The following is a 14648-nucleotide window of genomic DNA, read 5'->3' on the forward strand; positions in this document are numbered from 1 at the left end:
ATTTGCCGCTTTTTTTAAAATGTAATCATTATGAACATCAAATCCATATTTTTAGTTTTCGTTTCAGTATTTATCCTAAATTCCTGCCACAAGGAAATCAAATCCGAAAAAGGCGGAATCGACCTCATTACCAATGTCTATTTTGATGCCTCCAGAGGATTGGACAAGATGCAGAGTTTCCACATCTCGAAAATGAGTTATTCGGAAAACCAAATTATCGAACTGGTTCCAAACCACACCTTTCCCGAAATGAATCAAAATGCCTATCTCGTGAGAGATTCTTTCTGCTATCCATTGGATGCTGAAAACGGCAACATCATACTTTCCGATATTCTTGAAAAACAAAAACCCGCATTGGTTTGGAACAAGAAGGACGGCGCCATATTCTCAAAAGAAATGATTCCGAACTATAATAACAGGCGGAAACTCTCCGACACGGTGTTATTCAAGAAAAAATACAGACGCTTCGAAATCAATTCGCCTTGGAACTATACCCGTTTCTACATCTATCCGACAGACACGATTCTGCCGTATTCCCTCTACAGACACGCCGAAAAGGATTATGGCGGAAGATTGGAGCGCATCGATTCCTACAATAAAAAGACCGACATCTTTGTAAGCCTGCAACTGCTTCCAAGAAAAAACTGGGACGACACGGCGAAAGACATTTTTGAGTTCAACCACTTCGTAAAAAACAGAAAAAGTGAGTGAGACATCCTATTTAAATCATTCTAGTTCAGAAATTTCCATTATTGAGGGAACTAAAAACGAACTGATTGTCTTTAACAGCGATAACGACAAAGATTCGTTTTTGGAACTTTTGAAACTAAACAATCAAAACAACGGCAGAACCCTTGTAACACTCAATTATAATGAAAATACTGGAAGCTTTGTCGAACGGTTTAAAAACTACGACGGAAAGATATTTCTGTGTCTAACCGGTGATGATGACGGAAATAGGTCTACACAAAAAATCCTCAATGAATTTCAAAATAAAAATATCAAGGACATCCGCCTGCTGTATGGAATTTCTGAAAATGGGAACCAAAACCTGGAAGAATATTTAAAAAATAAACTCCAAGTTCAAGAGAAAAATACTACTTTAGTTGAACAAAAAACGATAAGAAATGAAGACGATGGAACTCAATCCGAAGGAATTTCCGACACTCAGCACTTGGGAGCCGAACTTTCTCAACGAAATTCTGGAGAATCTAACCAAACAAGCAAACCCAAGCAAAACGGAAATCACTTTGGAGGACAAGCTGTGGACGGCAACCATACTGGAAATGGACTTGAAGACACAATCTGGAAGCATCTGGTCGGAAAACCAGAGCGAGGACCCGTTGACGGAACACAACCGCAAAATGCTGCAAAAAATGAGGGAGCAGAACATTCCTTGGGCGGAATCGTATCCGGGAGAAATGTATCCAATAGAATAGCAGAAATAGTAAAAACATCTACTCAAAACAATGAGGCATTAGGGGTTCTTATTTCAAAATATAAAGGTCAAAAACTGACCAATGAACAAGTTGCGGAAGTTGTTTCCGCAGCTTGTTTTGTTTCCAGCGATAAGCAAGTTAAACTCAAGGAAAGTCTTAACATTACCGAGGATTTAAAAGAGATCTGTCATCAATTCAAAAGTGGCGGAACAGCTAAAGAAGGCAGGGGTATTTTGGATGAATACTACACCGATTCAAGGATTGTAGATGCCGTCAGAAATTTAATCAAAGACCAGTTTAAGAACAGGCAGGAAATTTCGGTATTGGAACCCAGCGTTGGAACGGGAAATTTTCTGTATGCAGTGAAAGAATTGGGAATCAAGTCCAATATCACTGCCTTTGAAATCAACGAAACCACCGCAAAGATTGCGAAAATCCTTCATCCCGAAGCCCACATCCATCTCCGCTCCTTTGAAACCGAGTTTATCGAAGAGAAAGGCAACAAGAAGGAATTTGCCGAAAAATACGATTTGGTTATCGGTAATCCACCCTACGGCGACCATCGCGGATTATACAAAGGTTTGGGAGAAGAACCCAAAATCTCCAAATACGAGGACTATTTTGTCAAAAGGTCTTTAGATTCTCTTAAACCCAATGGAGTTTTGGCAATGGTGCTTCCTTCGGGTTGGTTGAACCGACAAGCCCAACTAAAAAATGCAGATATTTTGGAAGGTTTTCGTCTGCCGAATGGTGCTTTTGCCGGAACTCAGGTAGGAACGGACATTATTATTCTGCAAAAAAATTCCCAGAAAATTTCTACAGATATTTCCAATTATTTTGAAAAACATCCCGACAGGATTTTAGGGGAAACCCGAGAGAAAACCAACCGTTTTGGGAGGTTGGAAAACTATGTCTATGGAAATTTAGAGGACGCCTTATCTAGGATTGAGCAACTCAAAAATAAAAAGCAGACCGAAAGAATTGGAAACCTCTTTGAAGATTTGTTTTTGGAGGTTGATCAACCTAAAGGAGAATCAAAAAGCAAAACTTTAGAAAACACCATTCCCGCTAAAACAGAAGAAATTGACCTTGCAGAAACGAAAGATAAAATTGAGCAAGTTCTTTCCAGACTTAATGAAGTAAAATTCAAATCTCCCGCAATTGAAAAGGAGATTGAGAAGTATTTCAAACTCCAAACCCAAATTTTTGATAATCCCCCAAATTTTTCGAAAGACCAAATTGATGAAATTCATCGTAAAGCGGATAAAATTATCCAGTCCCACAAAGAGAAAAATGCGGAATATCGAATTCAGACCAAACCGGAAATCAAGAAAGGGGTTTTAAAATACCAATTTTTCAAAGCCGATGAAATTGTGAATGCCTCGCTTCAGAACAGTACCGATATTACTAAAGAACAGATTGAGGCATTTCGGGACACTTCCTACGACGGCACATTAAACAATCACGGTAAGCACTACCAATTTGCCAACTATATGGACGGAAATTGGGTTCACGATTTTTATTACGCCGAAGGGAATATCTACGCCAAATTAGAACAACTGGAAATAGACTTTAAGGACAGGTTCTCGGTTGGCGGAACAGAAAATCAATATGAGAAACAAAAGGATTTACTCCTCAATGTTCTTCCAAAACCAAAAACTTTAGACGAAATCTCAATCAGTCCGAATCATGAATTTGTCCACCAGTTTGATTTGGGATCCATAGAAAAGGAACGCTGGAATCAAAACACAAGACAGACGGAAACTGTAACGGTTCCCTATAATCTTGCAGAAAAATTCAAGGATTTTGTCGGAACGCTTTCCAGTGAGGCATTTGCAGGTTCTTCATCTTGGGAAGTAAGAAGTTTTGTAGACAACGAAAACGTTACCGGAAGCGACAAGGAACGGAATGCCTTGGTTCGCGAAAGACGAAAAGTCGCCGCCAACGACTTGTTTCAAAAATTTTTGAGGGAAGAATTGTCGGACGCTTTAAGGAAGCGTTTTGTCAATGATTTTAACCGAAACTACAACAATATCTATGTTCCGGACTATTCAAAGTTTCCTTTGTTTTCAAAAATCCATTTGAATTTTAAAGGTCGAGAACTTAGATTAACTGAAGTTCAGAAAGCCGGAATCGGAAGGCAGACCACGAAAGGTGTCGGATTACTTGCACATGAAGTGGGATTTGGAAAAACATTGTCTGGAATCCTGTCAATGCACGAAGCGATGGAAAGAGCAAATGCGAAAAGACCGCTGATTGTCGTTCCCAATGACAGCATTCTGAAACAGTGGGTGGAAACCATTTTTGAAACCATTCCCGAAGCCAAAGTGAATGTCTTGGGAAATCTCGGAAAAGACTTCGACCTCTCAAAATTCGACAACAAGGATGGGGAAATCACCATCGTCACTTACGAGGGTTTTAACAATATCGGTTTTTCTGAAAATATTACCCAAAATCTGGCTTCCAAGTTCTCCTATATTTCAGAAAATGAATTAAGAAGTGTAAACACCATCAGCGAAAGGGATTTTCAGAAAGAACTGGAAAAAGAAAAAGAACTGGTGGGTAAAATGAAGCGTGGCAAGATTTACGATTGGGAAGACTTTGGTTTTGACCATCTGACTTATGACGAAGTCCACAACGCGAACCATATCGTAGGAAAAGTAAGAATAAAAGACCGCCGATTTGCTTCAGACTTTAGAAATCAAAACCAGCAGACTTCAAAGTTGGGTATCAATACTTGGATGGCTGCGCAATACATCCAAGAAAAGAACGACGGTAGAAATGTTACCTTGCTTTCTGCAACGCCATTTACCAATAAACCACTGGAATATTATTCTATTCTCTCCTTGATTGCGAACAAGAGATTAGAAGAATCGGGCTACTTCAATGTGAATACCTTCTTTGAAACCTTTATGGAGGCAGACAACGACATGGAGATTGACGCAAAAGGTGATGTGAAATTCAAGGCGAATGTTCGACGTTTTAAAAACAATTCGCTGTTTCAGCAACTTTTATCTGAATTTATTGATATCAAAGGCGAAGAAGACAATCCAGAATTGGTGCGGCCCAACCGAATCAACAAGGAATATAAGATTGAGCAGAACTATTTAACGAGTGAGCAATACGAAATGCTCAATGAAAACTTTACCGAAACCCAAAAAGGGGCAATTCTTACGCATATCCTTAATGCCCGTTTGATTGCGATTTCACCATATCTTTCTCCCTATTATGAAGGAGAAGAACCGTCTTTAGAAGAGTTTATAGAGGATTCTCCGAAACTAAAACAAACGATGGATTTGATTCGGCAGAACAAAAACGACATTCCGGATTCGGGACAGATTATCTACTCTGAATTAGCTGTTTCGGAATTTCCGAAACTAAGGGAATATTTGGTACGGGAGGTCGGCTACAAACCGGAAGAAGTCGGAGTCATCACCGGAGCAACCAGCAAACCAAACCGTTTAAAGATTCAAGATGATTTCAATTCCGGAAAAATAAAGGTGGTCATCGGAAGCGAGGCGATTCAGGAAGGAATGAACCTTCAGGAAAATACGACGGATATTTACATGCTTTCTCTTCCGTACAACTTTACCTCTCTACGGCAAGTGGAAGGTCGTGCTTGGCGACAAGGAAATAGGAACGAAAATGTAAGAATCAACTTTATGTTGACCAATGACAGCATTGATGTCTTTATGCTTCAAAAATTGCAATCCAAACAGGCAAGATACTTGGAGGCAATGAAGAAGGGAGCCGATGTTTTAGATATTTCTGACATCAGCACGCAGGAAATGAAAACCGCCATCATCACGAATCCCGAAACCAGAGCGAATATAGAAATTGAACTGATGAAAAAGCAAATTGAAACCGAAAAAAATAAATTTTTGGCTGATTCTGCTTTTGTGCTTCGAAAATATGACAGTTTTATTAAAATTCAGGAAGAAGTAACTAAAGCGCAACATAACTACAACCGAATCTTAGGCTATTCCAAGGAAGAGGGCGACAATGCCGAATACTGGAAAAACCAGCTTCCATTTTATCAGAAAACGATTGATTTGACAAAGGAGAAAGTCCAAGAGGAAATTGATATTCTTTCTCAAAAAGGCGTGAATGTGACGGAGATTGAACAGCAGACAAAAATTACTGAAGATAAGATTGCTGAATTGGATAAAAGGTTGGAGGATTTGCCTAATGTTCGGGAGGGATTGGTTGAGAAGTATAGGGAGGAGAAGGAAATGCAGTTGAAAATTAATGAGAGTAGGGGTTATTTAGAGGAGAGAATGGTGGAGAATTCACAATTATTTAAGACGAATATTATCAGAGTAATTGATAAAAATTTTGAAAATGAAAATGTACAAAAAATAGAAATACAACAATATGGAAGAAAGAGATAATAAAAAAACAGGGACTTGAAGTCCCTGTTTTAGTCCCCGCTATGCGTAAATCACTGATTTACAGCGTGTGTAGTAGCCCGTAGGGGAATCGAACCCCTCTTACCAGAATGAAAATCTGAGGTCCTAACCGATAGACGAACGGGCCATCCTGTTTATAATTACGCTAACTTGTTAACGTGCTTTGTAAGTTTACTCTTAAGATTAGAGGCTTTATTTTTGTGAATGATGTTTCTTTTAGCCAATTTATCCACTAAAGCAATCACTTTTGGAAGTTGCTCAGACGCTGCAGTTTTATCCTCTTCATTTCTTAGTGCCTTCACAGCTGTTCTTGCAGTTTTGTGATAGTACTTGTTACGCAGTCTTTTCGCTACGTTCTGTCTGATTCTCTTTAAAGCTGATTTATGATTTGCCATTATTTGTCTCTCAATTGTGGGTGCAAAGATATAGTTTATTTTTTATCCTGCAAATTTATTTTAAAAAAAATTAAAAAAAATTGCTTTTGTAGCCTATAGGGGAATCGAACCCCTGTTGCAAGAATGAAAATCTTGAGTCCTAACCACTAGACGAATAGGCCGGTGAATTTCGGACTGCAAAAATAGGCTTTAATTTTGATCTCCAAAAATTATTTCAGCTCTATTTTGCTACTTTCTGGATAACGGAGTTTTTAATTCCTTTTTCCTCCAGTGATTTCTGAAGTGCGATGGCATCTTCCAGCGTTTTTACATTACCGTAAGTATAATAGAACATTCCGTTCAGCTTCTCGCGCTTTACGTCCTTAAGGTTTTTCACAATATATGAATCAGAGGGAAGTTTGTCCTTGCCTACAAATACTTCAAGAGTGTAGTAACCGGAGCGCAGCGCCTGTTCGGGTACGAATCCGACCGGTGAAGCCGTTCGGAAACCTGCGTCACGGGCTGTTTTCAGGTTGGCATCCCGTACACTGGCCAGGTTAGATACACTGTAATAGTATTTGTACAGGCCGTTCTCCTTAAGAGCCAATATGTAATTGAGTCCTTTGAACGCAGGGTCACCGTAATTGTATTTAATTGGGCTGCTCATCAGCAGGATCCGGAAGTCATTTTTAAGTGGTACCTCCTTTTTTTCCTCTTTTTTGGGAGCTGCGGCGGGCTCAGATGCATTTACTTTGCGTGCATATCGGATGATGGCATCATATATCTGAGTGGCTGTCTTTTTCTGTCCCTCTTCGCTGTAAAGAAAATAGGCGTCGTCATAATTGTTTACAAAGCCCGTTTCAATAAGCACTGACGGCATGGCGCTCATCCTTAGGATGTGCAGGTTAGCCTGTTTCACACCTCTGGAAAACCGTCCTCCTTTTTCGAAATTCTCCTCAATAAAACTGCCGATAAACAGGCTGCGTTCCAGGTATTTACTTTGCTGAATTTTCAGTGCGATAAGTGATTCGGGTGAAGTAGGGTCGTAGGAGGCGAAAACTTCGCGGTCTTTGGCGTCCAGATAGATTACATCGTTTTCCTTTTTCGCTACCTCCAGGTTTTCGCGGTTTTGATTGGGGCCCTGCACGAAAGTTTCCGTACCGCGCGCGGTAGCACTTTTCGCCGGAGATGAGTTTACGTGTACGGATACAAAAAGGTCGGCTTTACTCCGGTTGGCAAGGTTAGTACGCTCAGTGAGGGAGGGATAAACATCAGTTTTACGTGTGTAAATAACTCTGAAGGCCTTATTTTCCTCCAGCATCCGGCCTAATTTAAGTACGATGCCCAAAGTGATGTCCTTTTCGCGTGGCGTACCGAATTCATACGATCTTGTTGCGCCCACATCATGGTCACCGTGTCCTGCATCCAAAACGATCGTAAACTTCTTTTGGGCGGTACCTGCAGTAAAAATTATTAAGAAAAGAAGTAAGAAATATTTTTTAAAACAAAAGTTTGTTATCATCATCAATTCTTAAAATTTATTATAATTTTGCTCGCAAATATTAAACAGTACCGGTATCAAAAGCGCCTCCAAAAATATATTACATATTTTAATTATCCTAATTTTTAACAGTTTTTTAGCACCACTGCATGCTCAGAACACTGCTGAAAATAAGGTGGTTAGTGACTCCGTACGCCGTACTGATACTGTACGTGTGCGGGGAGAGCAACTGGCTGATATCGTGAGGACTAAAGCGGACAGCGAACGGAATGACTTTCAGCATAAAATGACTTATCTGAACAAAAATGCACAGGTGAAGTATCAGGATATGCAGATTGATGCGGATTATATACGCATAGACTGGCGGAAAAATGAGATCTATGCACGTGGCGAGGTGGACAGCGCCGGCAGAATCATTAAACCAGCTGTGGCCACCCAGGCCGGTAAATCTTATGAATACAACGATTTTCAGTACAATTACAAAACCAGGCAGGCCATGGCCTATAACGCCCGGACCGAGGAGAGTGAAGGCGTAATTGTAGCTCAGAAAACCAAGAAATACAATGATTCGGTCTTTTTCATGCGCCGGGGACTCTTTACTACAGACGAGTATTTCCTGAAGAAAAAAGATACCGTTGCCGACTATCACCTGCTGGCTCCCAATATCAAACTGATTAAAGGCAAGCAGAATTCCCAGGTGGTTACAGGACCTGTACAGATGTATATTGAACAGGTACCTACACCTCTGATCCTGCCGTTTGCGATCCTTCCTTTTTCCGACAAAAGATCTGCCGGTATACTGATTCCGAGTTTTGGTGAAAGGCAGGATGTAGGGTTTTTCCTGAACAGTTTTGGATACTATCAGCCAATCGGTGAACATTTTGATGCAAAGATCATGGTTGATTTTTACACCAAAGGCAGCTGGAACATCAGGCCGGAAACGAACTATGTAAAGATGTACCGTTACAACGGTAACTTTGCAGCAGATATCGGATCTACCGTGCGGGGTATTAAAGGCCTGGACGATTACAGCAAGGTGAACACCTACCGAATCTCCTGGCGGCATTCGCAGGATACCAAGGCTAATCCTCTGCTGAATTTCAGTGCGTCGGTAGATCTTGTAAGTTCAAAATTCTACAACAATACGATCAACAACAATTATATATTTAACCAGAATGTGCTGAATACACAGCAGAATTCTACCGTGAGTGTAACAAAGCGCTTTCTCACATTGCCTGTGACCATTACCGGAACCGCCTCGTACTCCCAGAATTTTTCATCGGGACTTGCTGATTTAAGATTGCCCCAGATTAATGTGGCGGTGAACCAGTTTTATCTGTTTAAACCCCGTACCGGCATCCGGGAAGGACTCCTGGAAAACATTACTGTGAATACCGGCCTTAACTTTACCAACTATGCCAACACCGGCGAGGGCGAAATGTTCACAGAAGCCATGTGGGACAAAATGCAGACAGGCCTGCGGAATAATATCACCTTGGGAACGAATACCAATATCGCTAAATATTTTACATTTTCCGTAGGCGCTAATATCGACAATGCGCTTACCACCAAAACGCTTCGCAGAACCTACAATCCGATCACCAACGAGGTGGAAAATAATTTCAGTAATAAAATTGGCGGGTATTCGGTTTTCAGCACCAGTGCAAGTATTCAGACCACTCTTTACGGCACCAAAATCTTCAAGGCCGGCTCGGCCATCCAGGGAATCAGGCATATGGTAATGCCCAGTATAGGATTCAGCTACCGACCCGATTTTGGAACTCCCGGATTCGGATACTTCAGCAGTTATTATGATGCTGCCGGCTCCAATATTCCGTATTCAATATTCGATCAGGGTATAGTGGGTTCGCCTACCAGTGGTATGGAAGGGGCAGTGAATTTCAGTATCGGTAACAATATTGAAATGAAGGTGCGCAGTAAAAAGGACTCCACCGGAGTCAAAAAGATCAAAATTTTTGAAGCACTCAATATCGCAGGTGGTTATAATCTGGCAGCCAAAAACAATAAATGGTCTGTGTTTACTGTAAACGGTCAGTCTTCTTTTCTGGACAGTAAACTCAGTCTCAACAGTAGCTTGATCATCGATCCCTATGAGAATGTATTTGTGCCCGAAGAAAACAGGGTAGTGCGTACGGAGAATTTTGGTAAATTTAATGTACAGGGTTTCAACCTTCAGCTGTCTTATCCATTAAGTGACCTTATTTTCGGTGAAAAGGAGGAACTGGACAAGAAGTACAGCACCAAAGGCGAGATCAGAAATGAGAATTATTATTTTGATGATGACAATTATGCACGCTTTCATCAGCCCTGGACACTTAATATAAATGCGAATTACAGCTATAACAGAGGAGGAACGCTTTTCGGAAATACTGTGGCCTCTGTGGGGCTGGACGGCAGCATACAGCTTACTCCCTACTGGAATATCAATGGCAGCACCCACTATGATTTTATGACACAGGAACTGGCTTATACACGAGTGGGTTTCTCGAGAGATCAGCGGAGTTTTACAATAAATTTCAACTGGGTTCCTTTTGGACAGTATAAGGTTTACGACTTCTTTATCGGTATAAAGGCAAATATCCTGCAGGATGCTCTTAAATATAAGGACAGAAGTTTCACGCAACCTAACGCCCCATTCTAAGATTTCTTGCTGCAGCAGGCTGCTAAATTGCAGCTTTATCGCTAACTTCATTGGTTGACTGTTCCCGATTTAAGTTTTATATTTGCAAAAAATAAAAAATCTATGAAAAAAGTAATCACCACTACAAACGCTCCTGCTGCAATCGGTCCTTATGCACAGGCTAATATGGCCGGCGGCGTGCTCTATATCTCAGGTCAGATTCCGGTGGATCCTGCAACCGGTAATTTGGTGGAGGGTATTGAAAAGGAGACCCACCAGGTGATGAAAAACCTGAAAGCGATCCTGGAAGAAGCCGGTATGACATTTAAGAATGTAGTAAAAGCTTCTATTTTCCTGAAAAGCATGGATGATTTTGCGGTGATGAACGATATTTACGCGTCTTACCTGGATGCGGACAGCTATCCGGCACGTGAAACTGTACAGGTGTCCTGTCTTCCTAAAAATGTGGATATTGAGATCTCAATGATCGCCCATCAGGATTAATGAATTTTCTGCGAAATACTTTTGCGGTTCTTGTAGGTCTGACCATAGCATTGTTGGTGATCACTCTGGGTATACGAACCAATCCGGCCTGGATTACTTTTGAAGATTTTGCCCCATTTGAACATTGGGAAACATTCCTTAAGTCAGTGGAAGGCGATTACCGCTTCTTTGGTTTCCTGCTTCTCTTTACGGGTATTGGCTCAGTTATAGGTGGTGTGGCAACAGCTATTATTGTAAAATATGGTAAGGTGGCCTACGCAATTCTCATCGGCTTTGCGTTACTTTTCCTGGCAATGCTGGATATTATTATTTTTCCCTACCATCCCACATTTTACAAAATCTGTATCTTCCTTACCTTCTTTCCGTTTTCCTGGATTGGGGGCAAGATTGTGGAGGTAATCTATGAACGCAGAAAACGGCGCCTGCGCGGGACAGAACCTCAGGAGTAAATTGTGACTGTTATAAACAGAAGTGCCCCGGGACTCCCGGGGCGCTTTCCTTTACAATTATAATAATTAGTTAGGCATAACAAATCCTTTAGTATAGATACGGCCGTACTCGTCTACAAATTTGATCTGTACATTCCCTCTGTGGTTTTTAAGCAGGTTTTCTACATCTTTTTGAGAGTTTACCGGTTTACCGTTGACCTCAATTACAATATAGTTATCTACAATTCCAATTTTAGCCATCTCGCCACCTTCCTGCACGTTCTTGGTCACTACACCGCTGTTCAGTCCGTAATCTGTCTTGAACCTGTCGCTGAGCGGTGAGAAATCGGCGCCTATTTTTTCGCTTACAGTAAGGTCAGCCTTAGTCCTTACTGATGTATTTCCCTTCTGATCTTTAAGTACTACACGTGAAACCATTTCGCGTCCGTTCCTCAGGTAGGTGACATTGACTGCATCACCCGGTCTTTTACTGCCCACAGCCAGTGTAAGGTCTGCGAAATCGGAAATCAATGTATTGTCCACTTTAGTAATTATGTCTGCTTTTCTCAAGCCGGCATCCTCCGCACCGCTCTTCTCAGTCACTTCTGTAACATAAATTCCGTTGCCTACCTTCAGGTTGGTCTTAAACTGCTGGTTGTACTGTGCAACCTGCTGGTCATTCGATAGGTCCAGCGAATTTACACCCAGGAACCCCCTTTGAACAAGGCCGTACTTCTTAATGTCTTCCACAATCTTCCTGGCAAGGTTAGAAGGCACAGCAAAACCATAACCCTGGTAATAACCATTGGTTGATGAAATGGCAGAATTGATACCGATCAGATCACCATTTGGATTTACAAGGGCACCACCTGAATTTCCTGGATTAATTGCGGCATCCGTCTGGATGAAACTTTCAATTGGATTGCTGGCTTTGCCCTGACTGCCCAGAATTCCGATTCCGCGTCCCTTGGCCGAAATAATACCTGCAGTAACTGTAGAGTTCAGCCCAAGAGGGTTACCTACTGCCAGTACCCACTGACCCACCTCTACATTGTCTGAATTCGCAAAATTGAGGTAGGGTAATCCCTTTTCTTCAACTTTGAGTAAGGAGATATCAGTGTTGGGATCAGTTCCTACCAATGTGGCGATATAACTTTTCTTATTGCTTAAAACTACCTCAAGCTTATTGGCACCTGCTACAACGTGGTTATTGGAGATAATATAGCCATCCGGCGAAATAATTACGCCTGAACCCATTCCTGAGGGAATATTATCCGGTCTTTGCTGGTTTCGCTGACTTCTGTTGGGCTGGCCGAAAAACCACTCAAAAATATCCTGCTCACTGCTTCGGCCCGCAGACCTGTTAGAGTAGTTTTTAATCGTTACAACTGCCGGTACGGTCGTTTTGGCAGCTTTCACAAAATCTTCACCCAAAGCTGCCTGGTTAAAGCCGGCAAAGGAAACATCATTTTTGGCCGTGGAAAAATATCCTGTATCTGCAATGGAAGCATCATTGTTTACGTAATTGATAGCTCCGAAAGTTGTAGTGCCGGAAACTACACCTACGACGGCATACGGTAATAATTTTTTAAAAATATTCTTCATAATATCTCTCTATTGTCTTTCTAATTTAAACAAATATGATGCTATATAGGTATCTTGTCATATTAAGATGTTTCATCTTTAACTAAAATTTAACTACTAAACGCCCCTATTTATATATTTTTAAGGGATTTGCCTGCTTTTATTGAAGATTGGGTCAGAAGGGCTGTTTAAAGTTCTGTCATTTTGACCTCTAGAGCCATTTTTAAATAGCTTATCTTTGCAAAAATTTATTACAAAAATGACAAAAAGCGGTAAAATAGAACTTATGGCGCCGGCCGGCGACTTCACTGCCCTTCAGGCAGCTCTTGATAACGGAGCAGATTCTGTTTACTTTGGAGTGGAACAACTTAATATGCGCGCCCGGGCTTCCATGAATTTCACCCTGGGAGATTTGCCGGAAATTGCCCGCAGATGTGGGGAAAAAGGCGTGCGCACCTACCTTACACTTAATACCATTATATACGACCACGATCTTTCTATTATAAAGACGCTTCTGGATACAGCCAAGTCGGCTGGCCTTACAGCAGTTATTGCAATGGACCAGGCGGTTATTTCTTATGCCCGCCAGATTGGTCTCGAAGTTCATATTTCTACCCAGATCAATATTACAAATATTGAGACGGTGAAATTCTATGCACTCTTTGCAGATACCATGGTGATGAGCCGTGAGTTAAGCATCACACAGATCAAGAAAATCTGTGACCAAATCGTGAAGGATGATGTTCGCGGACCTTCCGGCAATCTGGTCGAAGTTGAAATTTTTGGTCACGGCGCACTTTGTATGGCCGTTTCCGGAAAATGTTACTTAAGCCTGCATTCAGCTAATTCCTCGGCCAACCGTGGAGCCTGTAAACAGAACTGCCGTAAAAAGTATACAGTAACCGATCAGGAAACGGGCTTTGAGATTGAGCTTGATAATGAGTATATGATGTCGCCTAAGGACCTTTGCACCATTGGATTCCTTAATGATATCGTTGATGCCGGTGTGCAGGTGCTGAAGATTGAAGGCCGGGGCCGTGCTCCCGAGTATGTAGCCACCGTGACGAAATGTTACCGCGAAGCGATTGATGCAGTAGCCGACGGCACTTTTACTCAGGAAAAAGTGGAGGACTGGATGAAGCGGCTGGAAACTGTATATAACCGTGGTTTCTGGAGCGGATACTACCTGGGACAGGAATTGGGTGAATGGTCTTCCAATTCAGGATCCAGCGCGACTCAGAAAAAAGTATACGTTGGAAAAGGCAGACATTTCTATCCAAAATCCAGTATCGCGGAATTCCTTATTGAAGCTTATGATGTGAACGTAGGTGATACGGTTCTTATACAGGGCCCAACTACGGGCTCACAGGAAATGGTACTGGAGGCCATGCAGGTGGATACCAGACCCGAAGCGGACAAAGCAACCAAATCCGATGTAATTACTTTTAAGACCGATTTCAGGGTAAGACCAAGTGATAAGCTCTACAAGATCGTTCAGTCATAACAGACCGGGCAAATCAATATCAAACGCATTCTATGATTATAGTTACGCTGCAGCGCGATAAATGTATTGGCTGTAACTACTGTGCTGAGTTTGCACCGGAGTTTTTCCGGATGTCCCGTAAAGACGGAAAATCAGTTCTGTTGAAGTCAGCAGATAAAAAAGGATTCTATACTCTTAAAACTCCCTCAGTTGATGCGGTGGAACCCTGCGAAAAGGCGGCTAAAGCTTGCCCTGTGAATATTATTTCTGTGAAAATAACTTAGC

At 41.6% G+C, this 14648-nt stretch carries 10 protein-coding genes and 2 tRNA genes; 7 read left to right on the forward strand and 5 right to left on the reverse strand.

The window, feature by feature from the left end; all coding sequences use genetic code 11:
- The first annotated feature begins 30 nt into the window (after positions 1-30).
- Together F7R58_RS01410 and F7R58_RS01415 are read left to right on the forward strand one after the other, a co-directional pair.
- Positions 31-711 carry a hypothetical protein gene (locus F7R58_RS01410; RefSeq protein WP_024565606.1) on the forward strand — a complete coding sequence of 227 codons (681 nt, stop codon included), beginning with the start codon at positions 31-33 and terminating at the stop codon, positions 709-711.
- Positions 704-5830: a helicase-related protein gene (locus F7R58_RS01415; protein ID WP_024567399.1), complete on the forward strand. Its 5127-nt coding sequence runs from the start codon at positions 704-706 to the stop codon at positions 5828-5830. The genes F7R58_RS01410 and F7R58_RS01415 overlap by 8 nt, the downstream gene beginning before the upstream one ends.
- A 73-nt stretch (positions 5831-5903) precedes the next feature.
- Here the strand turns inward: F7R58_RS01415 and F7R58_RS01420 are convergent.
- The 4 genes from F7R58_RS01420 to F7R58_RS01435 form a co-directional block, all read right to left on the reverse strand.
- Positions 5904-5975 (reverse strand) — tRNA-Glu (locus F7R58_RS01420).
- 13 nt (positions 5976-5988) lie between these two features.
- Positions 5989-6243, reverse strand: a complete 255-nt coding sequence (gene rpsT, locus F7R58_RS01425; RefSeq protein WP_158063199.1) for a 30S ribosomal protein S20 — start codon at positions 6241-6243, stop codon at positions 5989-5991.
- Between the two features lie 89 nt (positions 6244-6332).
- Positions 6333-6404: transfer RNA gene (locus tag F7R58_RS01430), tRNA-Glu, on the reverse strand.
- A gap of 59 nt (positions 6405-6463) precedes the next feature.
- The gene (locus F7R58_RS01435; protein ID WP_187695246.1) at positions 6464-7747 is read right to left on the reverse strand and encodes an N-acetylmuramoyl-L-alanine amidase; all 1284 of its coding nucleotides are present in this window, start codon (positions 7745-7747) and stop codon (positions 6464-6466) included.
- 34 nt (positions 7748-7781) lie between these two features.
- Here F7R58_RS01435 and F7R58_RS01440 point away from each other — a divergent pair, with 34 nt between their 5' ends.
- The 3 genes from F7R58_RS01440 (at position 7782) to F7R58_RS01450 (ending at position 11317) form a co-directional block, all read left to right on the forward strand.
- Positions 7782-10385 carry a putative LPS assembly protein LptD gene (locus F7R58_RS01440; RefSeq protein WP_158063200.1) on the forward strand — a complete coding sequence of 868 codons (2604 nt, stop codon included), beginning with the start codon at positions 7782-7784 and terminating at the stop codon, positions 10383-10385.
- A 102-nt stretch (positions 10386-10487) separates the two neighbouring features.
- Complete coding sequence (locus F7R58_RS01445; RefSeq protein ID WP_158063201.1) at positions 10488-10868, forward strand: RidA family protein; 381 nt, start codon at positions 10488-10490, stop codon at positions 10866-10868.
- Positions 10868-11317, forward strand: a complete 450-nt coding sequence (locus F7R58_RS01450) for a hypothetical protein (protein ID WP_158063202.1) — start codon at positions 10868-10870, stop codon at positions 11315-11317. The genes F7R58_RS01445 and F7R58_RS01450 overlap by 1 nt, the downstream gene beginning before the upstream one ends.
- A gap of 66 nt (positions 11318-11383) precedes the next feature.
- On the opposite strand, the gene F7R58_RS01455 is transcribed toward F7R58_RS01450, so the two are convergent.
- A complete protein-coding gene (locus F7R58_RS01455) occupies positions 11384-12901 on the reverse strand; it encodes a trypsin-like peptidase domain-containing protein (RefSeq protein ID WP_158063203.1) in 1518 nt (505 codons plus the stop codon).
- 238 nt (positions 12902-13139) lie between these two features.
- Between F7R58_RS01455 and F7R58_RS01460 the strand changes: the two genes are divergently transcribed.
- On the forward strand, positions 13140-14384 hold the full coding sequence (locus F7R58_RS01460) for a peptidase U32 family protein (protein ID WP_158063204.1): 1245 nt from the start codon (positions 13140-13142) through the stop codon (positions 14382-14384).
- 32 nt (positions 14385-14416) lie between these two features.
- Positions 14417-14647, forward strand: coding sequence for a ferredoxin (locus F7R58_RS01465; RefSeq protein WP_158063205.1), 231 nt, complete (start codon positions 14417-14419; stop codon positions 14645-14647).
- Position 14648 lies beyond the last annotated feature (1 nt).

It is taken from the genome of Chryseobacterium sp., from assembly GCF_008831505.1.
Classification (GTDB): domain Bacteria; phylum Bacteroidota; class Bacteroidia; order Flavobacteriales; family Weeksellaceae; genus Marnyiella.